This window comes from Stappia sp. ABD4_338, from assembly GCF_056312175.1.
Map to the genome: position 1 here is coordinate 3,421,318 of NZ_CM149982.1, position 17,518 is coordinate 3,438,835.

The 17,518-nt window shown below is 66.5% G+C and carries 16 protein-coding genes; 8 read left to right on the forward strand and 8 right to left on the reverse strand.

Annotation, left to right across the window (positions count from 1 at the left end):
* Positions 1-37: 37 nt before the first annotated feature.
* The 7 genes from ACYX4S_RS15380 to ACYX4S_RS15410 form a co-directional block, all read right to left on the reverse strand.
* Positions 38-553 (reverse strand): hypothetical protein, encoded by a 516-nt coding sequence (locus ACYX4S_RS15380; protein ID WP_476360839.1) that lies wholly within the window; start codon positions 551-553, stop codon positions 38-40.
* 252 nt (positions 554-805) lie between these two features.
* Positions 806-2,893: a putative bifunctional diguanylate cyclase/phosphodiesterase gene (locus ACYX4S_RS15385; RefSeq protein ID WP_476360840.1), complete on the reverse strand. Its 2,088-nt coding sequence runs from the start codon at positions 2,891-2,893 to the stop codon at positions 806-808.
* 317 nt (positions 2,894-3,210) lie between these two features.
* Complete coding sequence (locus ACYX4S_RS15390) at positions 3,211-3,936, reverse strand: imm11 family protein (protein WP_476360841.1); 726 nt, start codon at positions 3,934-3,936, stop codon at positions 3,211-3,213.
* Positions 3,937-3,947: 11 nt separating this feature from the next.
* Positions 3,948-4,673, reverse strand: coding sequence for an imm11 family protein (locus ACYX4S_RS15395; RefSeq protein WP_476360842.1), 726 nt, complete (start codon positions 4,671-4,673; stop codon positions 3,948-3,950).
* The gene (locus ACYX4S_RS15400; RefSeq protein ID WP_476360843.1) at positions 4,673-5,659 is read right to left on the reverse strand and encodes a DUF4261 domain-containing protein; all 987 of its coding nucleotides are present in this window, start codon (positions 5,657-5,659) and stop codon (positions 4,673-4,675) included. Before ACYX4S_RS15400 ends, ACYX4S_RS15395 begins: the two co-directional genes overlap by 1 nt.
* A gap of 167 nt (positions 5,660-5,826) precedes the next feature.
* Positions 5,827-6,585: a UTRA domain-containing protein gene (locus ACYX4S_RS15405; protein WP_476360844.1), complete on the reverse strand. Its 759-nt coding sequence runs from the start codon at positions 6,583-6,585 to the stop codon at positions 5,827-5,829.
* On the reverse strand, positions 6,582-7,958 hold the full coding sequence (locus ACYX4S_RS15410; protein WP_476360845.1) for a formimidoylglutamate deiminase: 1,377 nt from the start codon (positions 7,956-7,958) through the stop codon (positions 6,582-6,584). Before ACYX4S_RS15410 ends, ACYX4S_RS15405 begins: the two co-directional genes overlap by 4 nt.
* Before the next feature lie 159 nt (positions 7,959-8,117).
* Here ACYX4S_RS15410 and hutI point away from each other — a divergent pair, with 159 nt between their 5' ends.
* The 8 genes from hutI to ACYX4S_RS15450 all read left to right on the forward strand — a co-directional run bounded on the left by hutI (position 8,118) and on the right by ACYX4S_RS15450 (position 16,562).
* Positions 8,118-9,347 (forward strand): imidazolonepropionase, encoded by a 1,230-nt coding sequence (hutI, locus tag ACYX4S_RS15415; protein WP_476360846.1) that lies wholly within the window; start codon positions 8,118-8,120, stop codon positions 9,345-9,347.
* Positions 9,344-10,894, forward strand: a complete 1,551-nt coding sequence (hutH, locus tag ACYX4S_RS15420; RefSeq protein ID WP_476360847.1) for a histidine ammonia-lyase — start codon at positions 9,344-9,346, stop codon at positions 10,892-10,894. The genes hutI and hutH overlap by 4 nt, the downstream gene beginning before the upstream one ends.
* Positions 10,891-11,691 (forward strand): N-formylglutamate deformylase, encoded by an 801-nt coding sequence (gene hutG / locus ACYX4S_RS15425; RefSeq protein WP_476360848.1) that lies wholly within the window; start codon positions 10,891-10,893, stop codon positions 11,689-11,691. Before hutH ends, hutG begins: the two co-directional genes overlap by 4 nt.
* Positions 11,692-11,704: 13 nt before the next feature.
* Positions 11,705-13,387, forward strand: coding sequence for a urocanate hydratase (gene hutU / locus ACYX4S_RS15430; RefSeq protein WP_476360849.1), 1,683 nt, complete (start codon positions 11,705-11,707; stop codon positions 13,385-13,387).
* A 64-nt stretch (positions 13,388-13,451) separates the two neighbouring features.
* On the forward strand, positions 13,452-14,270 hold the full coding sequence (locus ACYX4S_RS15435) for a transporter substrate-binding domain-containing protein (protein ID WP_422067757.1): 819 nt from the start codon (positions 13,452-13,454) through the stop codon (positions 14,268-14,270).
* Between the two features lie 127 nt (positions 14,271-14,397).
* Positions 14,398-15,051: an amino acid ABC transporter permease gene (locus ACYX4S_RS15440; protein ID WP_422067756.1), complete on the forward strand. Its 654-nt coding sequence runs from the start codon at positions 14,398-14,400 to the stop codon at positions 15,049-15,051.
* Between the two features lie 11 nt (positions 15,052-15,062).
* Positions 15,063-15,725: an amino acid ABC transporter permease gene (locus ACYX4S_RS15445; RefSeq protein WP_422067755.1), complete on the forward strand. Its 663-nt coding sequence runs from the start codon at positions 15,063-15,065 to the stop codon at positions 15,723-15,725.
* Between the two features lie 24 nt (positions 15,726-15,749).
* Positions 15,750-16,562 (forward strand): amino acid ABC transporter ATP-binding protein, encoded by an 813-nt coding sequence (locus ACYX4S_RS15450; RefSeq protein ID WP_476360850.1) that lies wholly within the window; start codon positions 15,750-15,752, stop codon positions 16,560-16,562.
* An 18-nt stretch (positions 16,563-16,580) separates the two neighbouring features.
* Here the strand turns inward: ACYX4S_RS15450 and ACYX4S_RS15455 are convergent, their stop codons facing one another.
* Positions 16,581-17,069 (reverse strand): ureidoglycolate lyase, encoded by a 489-nt coding sequence (locus tag ACYX4S_RS15455; protein WP_476360851.1) that lies wholly within the window; start codon positions 17,067-17,069, stop codon positions 16,581-16,583.
* Between the last annotated feature and the right edge of the window lie 449 nt (positions 17,070-17,518).

Genomic DNA, 17,518 nt, shown 5'->3' on the forward strand with positions numbered 1-17,518 from the left:
AAGTCCTGTGCGGCCAGGGTTTGCCTGGCGACAAATCCTAGTGGCGGGTGGTGTTGCCGGGCACGGGTGCCAGCCCCGCGAGGGCACGGGCGAAACATCCGGGTCCATGCGGAAGCACCATGTCGAGACGGCGCAGGGTGTCGGCGAGGTTTGCGGCGGCCTCGAGCGTTTCGGGAAGTCCGCCCGACACCACGAGTTCATCGGCGATGCCCGCCGCCTCCTCACGCCTGCCCCGCTGCCACGCGGACAACAGGGCAATGGCAAGGCACTCGTGGGCGCAGCGCCCCGGGCATTCGCTCGGCATCATCTCGAAGCCGACCTTGGCCCATGTGTTCAGGGCACGGGCATAGCAGGACAATGCCGAGACCGCGGCCCTGGCACGTGTCACGCCGAGTGTCCGGGCGAAAAGGCTCCAGGCCGTCTCCCAAGTCTCGATGCGTCCGTCACGGTAGCCGGCAAGCCAGCACCTCAACCCCTCAACCACCAGGCGTTCCACGCCGGTTTCCGGGTCTCCGCTCGCCGGGTCGCCCCGGTTGTCGGTCTGTCCGTTCATTCCTGCCCCCGCTCGACGGGGTTCAAGGCCCCGCCGTCAAAGGATCCGCCTTGCGGCACGGAGGCGAAATAACGCTATTTGGTATTTTGCAGTCAAGTTTTTATTCCAGAAAAATCAATATTTTAAAACAATTCTAAACTGCCCGACGGTCATCACCGACGTTACGTCAGGATGTTTTGCCTTGGGAAACAGAAGGATCGCCGCCCTTCGCCGGACCGGGCGCGGGCCGGGCTTCGTGCCACTGGCGGCGCGTCAGCCGGCGACCGCCAGTTCGTTGTCGACCAGCCGCAGGTGGCGCTGCGTACCGGAGCGGGCGAAGGCATTGCCGGACTGGATCTGGCGGGCGAGTTCCCCGGCGGGCACGGGCGGTGAAAACAGGAAGCCCTGGATGGTTTCGCAGCCCGCTGCCGAGAGAAAGGCCAGTTGCGCCTCGTTTTCCACACCCTCGGCAAGCACGGGCGTGCCCAGAGAGCGACCCAGCATGAGCACCGAGTGAATGATGGCGCGCGATTCCTCCGAGCCGTCCAGGTCCGCGACGAACCCCCGGTCGAGCTTGATCTTGTCGAAGGGAAAGGCACGCAGGCTCGCCAGCGCCGAATAGCCGGTGCCGAAATCGTCGAGGGCGACGGAAACGCCGAGCGCGCGGATTTCGTGCAGCAGCGTCAGGCTCTTGCCGAGGTCGGCCATGATCGAGGATTCCGTGACCTCGAGCTCGAGCCGCGCGGGATCCAGTCCCGTCGTCTCGAGGATCTCCGCAACGCGCGTCACCAGATTCTCCTGGCGAAGCTGCACGGCGGAAAGATTGACGGCCACCCGGACCGGCTCCGCCCAGGTCACGGCAAGCCGGCAGGCCTGCTCCAGAACCCAGTCGCCGATGGCAACGATCTGGCCGTTTTCCTCGGCGATGGGAATGAAGACCGCCGGCGACACCGGTCCGTGCTCGGGATGCGTCCAGCGGATGAGCGCCTCGGCTCCGGAGAGCGTCCGGGCGGGAATGTCCATCTGCGGCTGGAAGAACAGCGAGAACTCGCCGCGCTCGACCGCGCCTCGCAGGGCCTGCGAAAGCCCCCGGCGGCGGCGTTCCTCCTGGTCCATGACACCATCGCAGAACTGGGTGTGTTCGACGGCATCGGCCTTGGCGCGGGCGAGTGCCATTCCAGCGTTGGCCAGCAGGTCCGACGGCGACAGGCCGTGGTCGGGATAGATCGCGACACCCATGCCGGCGGAACACGCGAGCTGAGAGCCGGACGCCTTGAGCGGCCGGCGGAACATGGCCTCCAGCCGAGACAGGAACGCATCGACGGACTCATCCGCCTTCAACCGCCTGAGAATGGCGAACTCGTCGCCACCGATGCGCATGGCCAGTTCGCCGTCCTTAAGGAGCGCGTTCACGCGCACGCCCAGCGCCTCGAGAAAGGCATCGCCGGCGGTCTGGCCGCGCAGGTCGTTCAGAACCTTGAAGTCATCGATGTTGACCAGCACGAGGCACAGGCGGGTGTCGTTGCTGTCGGCCCAGATACAGCCCTCCTCCAGCCTGCGCGAGAACTGGAGCCGGTTGCCCAGCCCGGTCAGCGGATCGATCTCGGCAATGCGCTGCAGGTCCTCGTCGGCAACGGTCCGGGTGCGGTGATCGATGAGCGCGGTGACGATGCCCATGCCCATCACCATGAGGCCGACGCCGCCCACCGCGAGTGCCAGCGCCCAGGTCTGGTCCTCGGCCGGGGCGAACACCGGACGCAGCGGCGTGATCGTCATCGCGGCCATGCCGGTGAAGTGCAGCGCCACGATGGCAAGCACCATGGAAACCTTGGCGCCGTAGCGGCACCAGATCGTGACGGGTCGCATGGAGCGGTTGAGCGACAGCGCGCCGAGCGCCACACCCGCGACGACCGAGGCGATCACATAGTTCTGGTTCCAGTGCACGAGGCCGTCCACCCGGTACCCCAGCATCCCCAGATAGTGCATGGCCGCGACCGAGGCGCCGACCAGCATGCCGCCGGCTTCCGGGGCAAGGCGGAACAGCCCGCTCGAGGCGAGTGCGAAACCGGCGCCCGTGCCGACGATTGCGAGGAACAGGGACAGGATCGCCAGCGTCGGACTGAAAAAGACGGCGGCCTGTGTCTTGAAGGCAAGCATGGCGACGAAATGGGTGCACCAGATCGAGGATCCGGCCGCCATGCCGTTCAGGAACAGCCAGCCGGCGCGCATCGCGCCATGGGTATCACGGGCGCGCTGGAACAGGCGAAAGCTGACCCAGATACCGGCGACGCAGATGGCCGCCGCCAGCACCACGAGAAACGGATTGTGGTCGACAGCAATGCAGGACAGCACGGTGTACACGATCGACGTTTCCCCGTCCGTGCGCCCCACCCCCCGGTCGATCGCACACTGTTGAACCCCGGATGAAATCGGGGGTGCCCGCCCCCTCAAATCGAAAGCGCAAGATGAACGAGAAATATTAAGGCAGTCCTATCGCGAACTTTACGAAGGAAGGCGCGATGTGAGCGCTTGAACCCGCCGCACGGGACGCAATCCGCCCTGGTCCGACGGGCGGTCAACGCTTAAGCCGCACGAGAGCATGTCCTCCGGCTCGCCTTCAAACTCGAAACGTGGCTCGCGCGGGACTGAAGGCCGGGTCAATATTGCAAGCCATCAGTTCAGGCCCCGCCTGCCGAAGACCGGGCGCCCGAGCCTTTTAGTTCCCTCTCTATTCGAGACGCCGCCGTCCATTGTTCGACGGGATGACTGGCTTCCCAATCCAGAATCGGTTTGATCTGCTCTTCTGCCCGCCATGGAACGTCCAGAACATCTGGATGTTCCTCTTTGAAGTAGCGTATCTTTCTCTTTTTCATTTCACTGTGCAGTTCATCGGATATGAATACCCAACGCCCCACTGGTCTGAGGTGGTGTCCCATCCAGAGATGATGCCCTTCTATTCTGGGCTTGCTCACAGCAATCTTGTTATACGAATTAATTGTATATACTGGCGGCTCCTTGCCTTCCTGGACAGGTTCCAAACCCATTTCACGTACAAGGATCGCGTCAAAGGACACCGCGCAGTTGAAAACATAGAACTGATCGTCGATCTGCTCGCCGTCCTTGTCTCGCAGCACAAGCGGCATGAACTGATGAACGCCAGGTTCGAACTCCTCCACCAAATCCTTGAACCTTTGGCGAACGGCGTTGAGGCCCGGAAGCGGGAAGATATCGGGGACTTTTTTCCTGGTCGTCTGCTGACCACTCCTGGGCTGCCGGGCAGGATCCACCCAGTAGCCGCGGCTGAAACCGAAGTTGTTACTTCGTGACGGACTGTCTTCGAACGGATCCAGAGCGAAGCGGGGAGTGCCTCGATCTTGATATTCCAGCGCGATCATCCAGACCATAAGCTTGCCTCCTAAAGCTCCAGGCGTCCGCGTTCCTTCAGGATGCTGGCGCGAAGCTTCGGCCGGTAGCCCCAGGGTTCGCCATGCTCCTTCTCCCAGTCGAGCGCAGGCTGAATGTTGTCTTCCGGCGTCCAGGGCAGGTCCAGCTCCTCGCAGGGCTTCTGATCGAGATAGCGGATCTTGCGGGCCTTGAGCTCCTTCTGGAATGCGTTCGAGCAGAAGACATGATCTCTGGTCGAAGGGTGCAGATAGAGCCCCGTCCAGAGGTGGTGCGATCCGATCGCAGGCTTGCTCAGCACCATCGGTTTGCGTGTGTTGATACGGATAATAGGCTGTCCGGAGGGCTCATCGACTTCCCAGTGCAGGCCGCTCTCCCGGACAAGCAGGGCATCCATCGAGACCATGCAGTTGAAAACGTAATATTGATCCTCGATCGGCACGCCCTTGCGATCATGGAGTTCAAGGGGGATGAACTGGTGGATCCCGGGCTCGAATTCCTCCACCAGGTCCTTGAAGCGCTGGTTGACCGCATTCATCCCGGGCATGGGGATGACATCATGGAGCCGCTTGTCCCGCGTCTGCCGAGCGGATTTCGGCATTAAATCCGGGTCGATCCAGAAACCACGACTGAGCCCGGAGGCTATGCTTCCATAGCTTTTGTAAGCGCCCTCGTTCTCCCACTCAAAATGCCCCTGGGCATAGGGCTGATAGGATCGCAGAGACAGGTAATAGGCCATCAGTTCAGGCCCCGCCTGCCGAAGACCGGGCGCCTGGGCCGCGCGGGTTTGCCGGCGTCGGGAAGCGGCATGGCCGGCATGGCAACGGGTGGCGTTCCATCACCCGCCTCAGAGACCGGACCGGCGCCCGTGGGAGCCGCCTCGGGAGCGGACGCCGCCATCGGCGCGGACTGCTGCGCAGGCCGGGACACAGGCTCCGGCGTCGGCTCGCCCCGCTCCAGCGACAGTTCGATCACCCGGCCGTCGAACTGCGCGCCACGCTCCCTGAAACGCACCCGGATGATCTCTTCCGCGCTCTGCCCCAGCGTGTCGCCATCCTTCAGCACCGCGCCGTTCATCAGCAGATAGTGGACAACGTTGAAGATCTTGCCGGCGATCTCCGCCGGTTCGAGCCGTGCCGGCGCGAATTCGATCTCCATGCCGAAGAACGCCCGAGCGCCTTCGGTGACGACGCCGATCTCTCCCTCGCCGCCGCGCCGCCAGATGAGGTTGATCCAGTCGGCGACCGGCAGGGATTTCGCCAGGATCGCGGCCGCCGCCTGCTGCCAGCCTTCGCCCGAGACCATGATCTCGCCGGTCGACCAGTAGACGCCGAGCCCGTCGCTTTCCTGCAGCACGGCGGCGGTCGCGAGCGTCGTCATGGCGGCGAAGTGCAGGGCCTGCTGGTGGTCCTGCGCCTCCTCCAGACAGCCGACGATGACATGGCCGGTATGGACGGCGACGGCGGCGGGGGCCTCGGGCCAGCCGATCGAGCCGCGCGCGACGCGCTCCAGCGTGCCGTCCGGCACGGGCTGGGCCTGCCTCACGATGCTGACCTTGGCGCCACCGATTTCCAGAACGGCCGGGCCACCGTCCAGACCGTCCTTCAGTAGCGACACCGAAAGGCCGATCGGCGCGACCAGGTCACGCAACCGCTCGACCACGGCCGCGTCATCCACGTGTCGCGGCTCCTTCTGGAGAACAAGACTGAAAAAGCGATCGGACATGCCACCCCCTGAGCAACCGTGATGCGTTGGCACCATTTTGCAGGAGCACTCTTAACGAACAACTCACGGTTGACACATTCAGCGATGGACGCCCCGATGAAGATCACGTGGCAAGGGCGTTACCGGCCCTTGAAAACCGGTCCCGTCTCTTTCATCGGGCCCAGCCCTCAGAACCGCGACACCATGCGGTAATCGGCGCGGTGGAGCATCCGCACATGGGTGATGAGCCGGTCGAGCAGCCAGGTGCTGCGCTCGAAGACGAACACCGGGTCCGCGTCGCGAATGCCCAGAAGCTCCGCCTCCTGCGGCGAGGCCGCGGCGGCGCCGAGCACCATCTCCATTTCCGAGAAGGGCGCGTTGCGCACCAGCCATTCGTTCGGGCTCTGCTCGTCGAAGGGCTCGTTCTCGATGTCGGGAACGGCTGCGAGGTGAATCCAGCGGTCCTCGTACTGCCAGGGCCGACCGTCCGCCATGTGCAGGCAGCGCACATGCAGCATGGGCGCGGCGGACGGCAGGTCGAAACGGGCCCGCAGACCGACGGGCGGCGGACCCTTCTCCCGCGACAGGACGGAGAAGCGGTAGCTCGCGCCACGCGCCTCCACCTCGTCGCGCACGATCGGGATCTCAAGCCGTGCCTCGCGCAAGGGATGGGCGGCAATGCGGGTGCCCGCGCGCCGCTTGCGCTCCACGATGCCGATCTCGGCAAGTTCGCGCAGGGCCCGGTTCACCGTGGGGCGGGCGCAGCCGAACTCCCGCGCCAGGTCCTCCTCGCCGGGGATCAGCTCCCCCGGCTGCCATATCCTGTCGCGGATGCGGCGCAGGATTTCCGCCTTGATTGCGCGGAAGGAATTGGCCGTGCGCGGCGGCTCGCCGCCGGAGGCGGGAGCGCCCGTTCCTGTCGTGCCGCTCCCGGTCGTGTCGGTCAAAGGGCCGCCCTCAACATCTTCATCGCGGCACGGTAGCGCGCCTCGATCGCATCGCGCCGGACATGACGCCCGCCGCTGACGACATGTCGCCCGGCCGCCCAGACCTCGGCAACGGCCCTGTCGTCGCCGGCAAAGATCCATGCGTCAAGCATGGTGTCGCCCGAAAGGCCGTCGAGATCGAGGCATGCGCGGTCGAGCGCTACGAGATCGGCGAGCGCGCCTTCGCGAATCGCGCCGGAGGCGCGCCCGGCGGCACGCGCGCCACCCTTCACCACCTCGTCGAACAGCCGGCGCCCGCAGGAGCGCTCCTTCGTCGCCAGAACCGCGCGGTGGCGGTCGCGAAGACGCTGCGAATACTCGAGCGTGCGCATCTCCTCGGAAAGGGCGATGCGGATATTGGAATCGGAGCCCACGCCCAGCGTGCCGCCCTCCTCGAGATATCGCGCACCATCGAAGATGCCGTCACCGAGGCTCGATTCGGTGATCGGGCACAGGCCCGCCACCGCGCCGCTCGTGGCGATGGACCGCCGCTCGCCGTCGCTCAGGTGGGTGCAGTGGATCAGGCACCAGCGCTCGTCCACATCGTGGTTGGCAAAGAGCCACTCCACGGGTCGTGCGCCATGATGGGCCAGCACCTCCTCCACCTCGCCGGTCTGTTCGGCAATATGCATGTGCAGCGGCGCGCCGGGCTTCATGCGCATCAGTTCGCCAAGCGCATCCGCCGGCACGGCCCGCAGGGAATGCGGCGCGATGCCGAGCGCCGCATCGGCGGGCAGACCGGCAACGGCCTCCTCCGCGCCCGCCACGATGCGGGCGAAGGCGTCGAGGTCGGAGCGGAAGCGAAGCTGGCCACCGGCAAGCGGGCGTCCGTCGAGACCGCCGGTCGCGTAGTAGACCGGCAGCAGCGTCAGGCCGACGCCGGACGTCCTGGCGGCGGCGGCGATGCGGCGCGACAGCTCGGCCGGATCGTCATAGGGCGTGCCGTCGGCCTGGTTGTGCACATAGTGGAACTCGACGGACGCCGCGTATCCCGCCTCCAGCATCTCCATCTGCACGAAGGCGGCGACGTCCTCGATCGCCTGCGGCGTGAAGGCGCCCAGGAAGCGGTACATGATTTCGCGCCAGGTCCAGAACGTGTCATGGGCGCCCGGTCCGCGCCGCTCGCTCAGGCCGGCCATCGCCCGCTGGAATGCGTGCGAATGAAGATTGGCGGGGGCGGGAAGCAGCGCACCGACATGATGCCCCGCCTTCGCCTCGTCACGGCCAACGCCTTCAAGAACCTTCACAATCGTGCCGTCGTCACCGACCTCCACGACCACGTCGTTCGACCATCCCTCGCCCAGCAAGGCCGTCTCTGCCCAAATCCGCGTCATGCTCGCCTCATTTTCAGGATTGACAATTATGTACATACATATCCTAATTTCACAAATACATATTTCATGACGAACGACCGGCCATACCGGTCGCGCACAGCCGGGTCCGGGGCACGCCAGAGCGGGCACCACGACACCGGCAAGGGACGGGGACAGGCAATGAACACGAGCGCGGACGGTTCCGCAAAGCTCCTGACCGGGGCTCGCCTTGCCACCATGCGGGCCGGCGGTCCGGCCTACGGGCTGATCGAGGATGCGGCGCTGGTCATCGGCGCCGACGGACGCATCGCCTGGTGCGGAACGGCCGCCGACCTGCCTGCGCGGTTTTCCGGCCTGCCGAGCCGCGACGTTGGCGGACGGCTGGTCACGCCGGGCCTCATCGACTGCCACACCCACGTCGTGCACGGTGGCAACCGGGCGCGCGAGTTCGAAATGCGCCTGGAAGGTGCGAGCTACGAGGAAATCGCCCGGGCCGGTGGCGGCATCGTGTCCACGGTCACGGCGACCCGGGCCGCGAGCGAGGACGACCTGGTCGCCTCCGCCCTGCCCCGTCTCGACACGCTGATCGGCGAGGGCGTCACGACGCTCGAGATCAAGTCCGGCTACGGACTGACCATCGCGGACGAGATCAAGATGCTGGCCGCCGCGCGCCGGTTGGCGGGCGAGCGCCAGGTGCGCGTCGTCACCAGCTACCTTGGCGCGCATGCCGTACCGGCCGAATACAGGGACCGCGCCGACGCCTATGTGGACGAGGTGGTGATCCCGGGTCTCGAGGCGGCCCATGCGCAGGGCCTCGTGGACGCGGTCGACGGCTTCTGCGAGGGCATCGCCTTTTCGCCGGAGCAGATGACGCGGGTGTTCGACAAGGCCCGCGCGCTGGGGATCCCGGTGAAACTGCACGCCGAGCAGTTGTCCGACCTCGGCGGCGCGAAGCTCGCGGCAGACTATGGTGCGCTTTCCGCCGATCACCTCGAATATCTTTCCGCGGACGGCATCGCCGCCATGAAGGCCGCCAGCACCGTGGCGGTCCTGCTGCCGGGCGCCTTCTACACCCTGCGCGAGACGCAACTTCCCCCCGTCGACGCCCTGCGCGCGGCGGGCGTTGCGATCGCGCTCGCGACCGACTGCAATCCCGGCACCTCGCCGCTCACCTCGCTGCTCATGACCATGAACATGGGCGCGACACTCTTCCGCATGACGCCGGAGGAATGCCTTGCCGGCGTCACGCGCGAGGCGGCCCGCGCGCTCGGCCTTGGCGCCGACCTCGGCACGCTGGAGCCTGGCAGGATCGCCGATCTCGCCGTCTGGGACGTCGCGGAGCCGGCCGAACTCACCTACCGCATCGGCTTCAATCCGCTGCACGAGCGCATTTTCGGAGACGCCAAATGACGACGCCCCGCGTTCTCACCCCCGGCGCCGTGACGCTGGACGACCTCGAGACGATCCACCGCGAGAACCTTGCCGTCACGCTTGATCGGGCGGCCAAGCCCGCCATCGACCTGGCAAGCGAGCGGGTGGCGGAGGCCGCAAGCGGCGAGGAGGCCGTCTACGGCGTCAACACCGGCTTCGGCAAGCTCGCCAGCGTCAAGATCGCGAGCGCCGACACGGCCACGCTTCAGCGCAACCTCATCCTCTCCCATTGCTGCGGCGTCGGCGAGCCGCTCGACACCGCCACGACCCAGCTGATGATGGTTCTGAAGCTCCTGTCGCTCGGGCGCGGCGCCTCCGGCGTCCGTTTCGAGGTGATGGAGCTGATCGAGGGCTGCCTTGCGCGCGGCGTCACGCCGGTCGTGCCCTCGCAAGGCTCGGTCGGCGCCTCCGGCGACCTCGCCCCGCTCGCCCACATGACCGCCGTGCTCATTGGCGAGGGCGAGGCGGAGTTCGAGGGCACGCGCATGGCCGGCGGAGCAGCCCTTGCCAAGGCGGGCCTCGCTCCGGTCGTTCTCGGCCCAAAGGAAGGGCTCGGCCTCATCAACGGCACCCAGTTCTCCACCGCCTGCGCGCTCGCCGGACTGTTCTCCACCTGGCGCCTGGCGGAAGCGACGCTCGTCACCTCGAGCCTTTCGACCGACGCGATCATGGGCTCCACGGCGCCGCTTCTGCCGGAGATCCACGCGCTTCGCGGCCATCGCGGCCAGATCGAGGTCGCCGCCGCCATGCGCGACCTCATGACCGGGTCGCAGATCCGCGAAAGCCACCGCACCGGCGACAGCCGCGTGCAGGACCCCTACTGCATCCGCTGCCAGCCGCAGGTGGCCGGCGCCTGCGTCGACCTGCTGCGCATGGCCGGCCGCACGCTGGAGATCGAGGCGAACGCGGCGACCGACAACCCGCTGGTGCTGATCGACGAGGGCCGCATCGTCTCGGGCGGCAATTTCCACGCCGAGCCGGTGGCCTTCGCCGCCGACCAGATCGCGCTCGCCATCGCCGAGCTCGGCGCCATCGCCCAGCGCCGCGTGGCGCTGATGGTCGACCCGACGCTCTCCTTCGACCTGCCGCCCTTCCTTGCCCGCGATCCGGGCCTCAATTCCGGCATGATGATCGCCGAGGTGACGACGGCGGCCCTCATGAGCGAGAACAAGCATCTCGCCCACCCCTGCTCGATCGATTCCACGCCGACCAGCGCCAACCAGGAGGACCATGTCTCCATGGCCGCCCACGGGGCGCGGCGGCTTGCGCACATGAACGACAATCTCGCCGTGATCCTCGGCGTCGAGCTGCTGTGCGCGGCGGAAGGTGTCGAACACCGCGCGCCGCTCGCGACAAGCCGGCCGCTGCAGGCGGCCGTTGCGAAGCTGCGCGAGCATGTCGCCCCGCTGACCGCCGACCGCTACATGGCGGGTGACATCGAGGCGGCAGCCCGCCTTGTCTCGACGCGCGCGCTCGTCGCCGCGACCAGCACCGCGCCGCTTCTGGTTGTCGGAGAGATCGCATGACGCCCGTCGAGATCCGCCAGGGGTCGAGCCCCGTCATCCTCGGCCTGCCGCACACCGGCACCGAGGTTCCCGCCGACATCCGCGCAAGACTGAACGACCGTGGTCTGGAGCTCGCCGACACCGACTGGCATGTCCACACGCTCTATGACGGGCTGCTCGCGGATGCGACCACCGTCCGCGCCACGTTCCACCGCTATTGCATCGACGCCAATCGCGGCCCGGACGGTGCGAGCCTCTATCCGGGGCAGAACACGACCGGCCTGGTGCCCGTGACCGATTTCGACGGCGATCCGATCTGGAAGGACCGCGAGAGCCCGGACGACGCCGACGTTGCCGCGCGCCGGGAGGCGTTCCATGCCCCCTACCACGCGGCCCTCGCCGCAGAGATCGAACGGGTGAAGGCGATCCACGGCGTCGCCATCCTCTATGATTGCCACTCGATCCGCTCGCACATCCCGTTCCTGTTCGACGGCACGCTTCCCGACTTCAACATCGGCACGAACAACGGCACCACCTGCCATCCGCTGATCGAACAGGCCGTGGCGGAGACCTGTGCCGCGGCGGACGGCTACACCAGCGTTCTCAACGGCCGCTTCAAGGGCGGCTGGACGACCCGTCACTACGGCCGGCCTTCGGACAATGTCCACGCCATCCAGATGGAACTCGCCCAGTCGACCCATCTGGCAGCCGAGAGCGCGCCCTTTGCCTACGACGAGGCGAAGGCCGCCCGGCTTCGCCCCCATCTTGCAGACATCCTGCCCCGTCTCGAGCGCCTCGCGCTCGACGGCAAGCTTTGATCCGGAGGACACAATGACCAACCCGCGCCACAACACCCGCGACGTCTATCCGGCGACCGGCACCGAGATCACGGCGAAGTCCTGGCTCACGGAAGCGCCGATGCGGATGCTCATGAACAACCTGCATCCGGACGTCGCGGAGAACCCGCACGGGCTCGTCGTCTACGGCGGCATCGGACGCGCCGCGCGCACCTGGGAGGATTTCGACCGGATCGTCGCGAGCCTTCGCGAGCTGAACGAGGACGAGACCCTGCTGGTGCAGTCGGGCAAGCCGGTCGGCGTGTTCCGCACCCACAAGGACGCGCCGCGCGTGCTCATCGCCAACTCGAACCTTGTGCCGCACTGGGCGACCTGGGAGCATTTCAACAAGCTCGATAAGGCCGGGCTGATGATGTACGGCCAGATGACCGCCGGCTCGTGGATCTACATCGGCAGCCAGGGCATCGTGCAGGGCACCTACGAGACCTTCGTCGAGGCCGGACGCCAGCACTACGAGGGCAACCTCAAGGGCAAGTGGATCCTGACCGCCGGTCTCGGTGGCATGGGCGGCGCCCAGCCGCTCGCGGCCGTGATGGCCGGCGCCTGCTGCCTGGCGGTCGAATGCGACGAGACCCGCGCCGATTTCCGCATCCGCACCCGCTACGTCGACGAGAAGGCGCACACGCTCGACGAGGCGCTCGGGATGATCGAGCGCTGGACGAAAGCGGGCGAGGCCAAGTCCGTGGCGCTGATCGGCAACGCCGCCGAGATCTTCCCCGAGCTGGTCGCACGCATGAAGGCCGGCGGCCCGCGCCCGGACATCGTCACCGACCAGACCTCCGCGCATGATCCGGTGCACGGCTACCTGCCGAAGGGCTGGAGCGTCGGCGCGTGGCGCGCCATGCAGGAAAGCGATCCGGAAGCGGTCGAGACGGCGGCGCGTGCCTCCATGCGCGAGCATGTGGCGGCCATGGTCGACTTCTGGAACGCCGGCGTTCCCACCCTCGACTACGGCAACAACATCCGCCAGGTGGCGCTCGAGGAAGGCCTTGAGAACGCCTTCGCCTTCCCGGGCTTCGTGCCGGCCTACATCCGCCCGCTGTTCTGCCGGGGCGTCGGCCCGTTCCGCTGGGCGGCGCTCTCCGGCGATCCGGAGGACATCTACAAGACCGACCAGAAGGTGAAGGAGCTCCTGCCCGACAACACGCACCTTCACCAGTGGCTCGACATGGCGCGGGAACGCATCTCCTTCCAGGGGCTGCCGGCGCGCATCTGCTGGGTCGGGCTCGGCGATCGCCACCGCCTCGGCCTCGCGTTCAACGAGATGGTGCGCAACGGCGAACTCAAGGCGCCGATCGTCATCGGTCGCGACCACCTCGATTCGGGCTCCGTCGCCTCGCCCAACCGCGAGACGGAGGCGATGAAGGACGGATCGGACGCCGTGTCCGACTGGCCGCTGCTGAACGCGCTGCTCAACTGCGCGAGCGGTGCGACCTGGGTCAGCCTGCATCATGGCGGCGGCGTCGGCATGGGCTTTTCCCAGCACTCGGGCATGGTGATCTGCTGCGACGGCAGCGAGGACGCCGACCGCAGGCTGGAGCGCGTGTTGTGGAACGACCCCGCGACCGGCGTGATGCGCCATGCGGATGCCGGCTATGACATCGCGCTCGATTGCGCACGCGAGCATGACCTGAATCTTCCGGCCATTCTTGGCTGACGCCATCAAAAACAATAAGAGAGCTTGAAGCTTCCTTCTTCCAGAGACCAGGAGACAGAACGTGATGAAATCGACCATCCTCGGCGTGGTGGCCGCGCTCGGCCTCAGCTTCGGCCTTTCCGGCGCCGCACAGGCGGATCTGCTCGCCGACATCAAGGCCAAGGGCAAGATCGTCGCCGCCACCGAAATGCACTACGCGCCCTTCGACATCCTCAAGGACGGCAAGTACCAGGGCATCTGCCACGACCTCTTCACGGAAGTCGCCAAGGAGCTTGGCGTCGAGGTGGAGTTCCTCGACCTGCCGTGGCAGTCGATCCTGCCGGGCCTCGAGGCGGGCAAGTTCGACATCGTCAACGCGCCGGTGACCATCACCGCCGAGCGCATGAGCCGCTACAGCTTCACCCTGCCGATCGGCAACGCCACGGTAGCGCTGGCCAAGAAAGCCGGCGACGACAGCATCACCAAGCCGGAAGACATCGCCGGCAAGGCCGTCGGCTCGCAGAAGGGCTCCGCCCAGCTCGAGCAGCTCAAGGCCTTCTCCGCCAAGCTCGACACCCCGGCGGACGTGCGTGAGTACGTGAACATCGACGAGGCCCTGGCCGACCTGGCCGCCGGCCGCATCCAGGGCGTCGCCAACTCCATGCCGCTGATGGGCTATGCCGCCGTGCAGCGTCCCGGCCTGTTCGAGCTGGTCACCCCGCCCTTCGGCGATCCGAAGTACTTCGGCTGGGTCGCGCGTCCGGGCGACGAGACCGCCTCGCTCGTCGAGGCGATCAATGCCGCCCTGCTGAAGATGCACGAGGACGGCCGCATCAAGGCGATCAACGAGAAGTGGCTCGGCACCGCGCCGGAGCTGCCGACCGAGATGCCCGCGGTCAAGTAAGCGCCGCACGGCCGGCGGGGCATGTCTCCGCCGGCCGCTTCAGGACGCCCGGCACCGGCCGCCCAGGCCCGCGAACCGCCCGGCGTTCACGACGTCCGTTCACATCGCCCAAGGGGAGCGATAGCCGGTGGATTTTTCCTTCGACGTCATCGCGCACAACCTGCCTTACCTTCTGGCAGCCGCGCGATGGACCCTTGTGATCTCGGTCTCCGGCATGGCGATCGCGATCGTGCTCGGTGTCCTGATCTGCGCGGCCCGCCTGTCGCACTCTCTCGTCCTGTCGCGGCTCGCCGCGCTCTACATCAGCTTCTTCCGGGGCGTCCCGCTGCTCGTGCAGTTGCTGATGTTCTTCTACATGCTGCCCCATATCGGCATCGACCTGCCGGCGATCGGCGCGGCCATCGCCGCCACCGGCATGTGCTCCGCCGCCTATACGGCGGAAATCCTGCGCGGCGCACTGCAGGCGATCCCGCGCGGCCAGTCGGAAGCCGCGGAGGCGCTCGGCATTCCGCCGCTGGCGCTCTGGCGGCGCATCCTGGTGCCCCAGGCGATCCGCATCGGCCTGCCCTCCCTGGTCAACGAATTGATCCTGCTGGTCAAGGTGTCCTCGCTCGCCTCCGTCGTCGGCATCGCCGAACTGACCCGCGTGGCGCAAAACATCACCGGAGAGACCTACCGGCCGCTGGAGATCTATGTGACCGCGGCCGCCATCTATTTCGTCATCAACTTCACCCTGTCACGCCTCGGCCGCCTGGCCGAGCGCCGGCTGCAGATCGGTTAGGAGACGGCGAAATGGAACTCGACCTCTTCGTCCGCTACGGCCCCGCCCTTCTGTCGGGCTTCGGTGTAACCATCCTGTGCTGGATCGTCGGCACGGCCGGTGGGCTTGTGCTCGGCTTTCTCGTCGCCTGCCTCTATCGCTGGGCCCCGCTTGCCCCGCTGCGCTGGCTCATCGACTTCTATGTGGAGCTGATCCGGGGCACGCCCTTCATGATCCAGCTCTTCATCCTCTACTACGGCGGTCCCTACCTCGGGCTGGTGCTGACCCCGGTGCAGGCCGGCATTCTCAGCTTCATTGTCTACGGCAGCCCCTATTTCGCGGAGATCTTCCGTTCCGGCTTCAACGCCATTCCCAAGGGGCAGATCGAGGCGGCGCGCTGCGTCGGACTGTCGGAGACGCGGATCATGCGGCGCATCATCCTGCCGCAGATGCTGGTGCCGATCACCGCGCCGCTGACCAACTTCATCATCATCCTCAGCAAGGAGACGGCGATCCTGTCCGTCGTCACCGTGCCGGAGCTGCTCTACGAAACCCAGACCATGGCCTCGGAGACCTTCACCTATGTGGAGCCGTTCCTGGTGCTGTCGCTGTTCTACTGGCTCATGGTGATCGCCACGAGCTGGCTCGGCGGGCGCGTCGAGGCCCGCGTCACGCGCCACCTGAAGCGCGCCTGAGATCGATCGCAAACGGGGATGCCCATGCGTCAAGAAACACCCGCCGGCCAGACGGCACCGATGATCACCGTCCGGGGAATGGGCAAGTCGTTCAAGGACTTCAAGGCCCTCCAGGACATCACGCTCGACGTCAACCGCTCGGAGGTTCTGTGTCTCATCGGTCCCTCGGGCTCGGGCAAGTCGACGCTTCTGCGCTGCCTGAACTTCCTGGAGGCCTACGACCAGGGCGAGGTGCGCCTGGAGGGCGAACTGATCGGCTGGCAGGAGGGGGCGGGCACCGGGTCGCGCCGGACCGTGCCGGCGGGACAGCTTCGCCGCCAGCGCCAGCACATCGGCATGGTGTTCCAGCAGTTCAACCTGTGGCCCCATCTCACCGCGCTGGAGAACGTCGCCGAGGCGCTGATGCAGGTGAAACGGATGCCGAAGGCGCGCGCCCACGAGGCCGCCCGCGCGGCACTGTCCAAGGTGCATCTGGCGGAAAAGGCCGACAGTCACCCGGCCAACCTCTCAGGCGGCCAGCAGCAGCGCGTCGCGATCGCCCGCGCCATCGCCATGGAGCCGAGCGTGATGCTCTTCGACGAGCCGACCTCGGCCCTCGATCCCGAGCTCGTCGGCGAGGTGCTGACGGTGATGAAGGAGATGGCCGCCGAAGGCATGACGATGGTCGTCGTCACCCACGAGATGGGCTTCGCCGCCCATGTCGCCGACCGGGTTGCCTTCCTCGACAAGGGCCGGCTCGTGACGCTGTGTCCGCCGCAGGAGATCTTCTCCAGCGAACCGGACGACGCGCGCGTGCGCGCCTTCCTGCAAACCTACCGCGAGCGCAACGTGGTCTGAGATCCCGGCGCAGCCGCCTCAAACGGGCGCCAGCGTCGGTGTCGCGTCCTCGGAGAAGAACACCTCTTCCAGGTTGTTGCCCTCGCCCCGGCGGTCCACGACCAGGAAATCCTGGGTCGGCTGGAGCACCAGGAGCGGGTGATGCCAGACGCCACGGGCGATCTGCACGCCCTGGTCGCCGCGCGCCAGGAAACACCGGCACGCGGAGGGTTCGGGCCGTTCGGCGACGACCACGAGCCACGGATGGCGCTCCATGGGCGCGAAGGCCTGCGAGCCGAGCGGATGACGCTCGAGCATCCTGATCCGTACCGGCGATGGCCAGGGCGTGCCGCGAAAGATCGACAGGATCGCCTCACCACCCTCACCGGGCTCCGCCGTCGCCAGCGCGTGATAGCGCCGCGTGCGCCCCCCGTTTATGAGATGGCTCACGGCATGGGTCGCCTCGATCACCTGACCGAAAGGCGCGAAGGCGTCCGCCGTCAGCGGCTCGGGCACCAGTACGCTCATGCTTTCCTTCCTTATCCGGAAATTCCCGCCTTCCGCACGGGCCTTGTCGCGAGCGGCAGGCGGTTCCCGCGACGCTACATTCCGCCGCATCAAACCCGGCCTCGCGTCCGCCGTCCAGAGCCGTCCGCGTTAATCTTTTCACCCAGCGGAACGGTGCGCTGGCCGGGTCTGGCGTCTCATTCCGCCACGAAATATAACTATATTCATTCTACCGATAATAGTATTTGTGAATGATCCATATCACGAAAACGGTGTAGCACACCGGCAACAAGCCGCTGAATTCTGTGCCTTCTCGCCTGAATCGGCTCAAGCGGCGTTGCAATCTCCTGACGTATCGGAAACCTTACCGCTGGTTGCGTTCCGTGTTGCGTGGGGCGCGGCGCGTTTCCGTTAAGAGTTTCCAACACCTGGGAGGGTGTCATTTCGTACGTCGGTCCCCATCGTCGCTT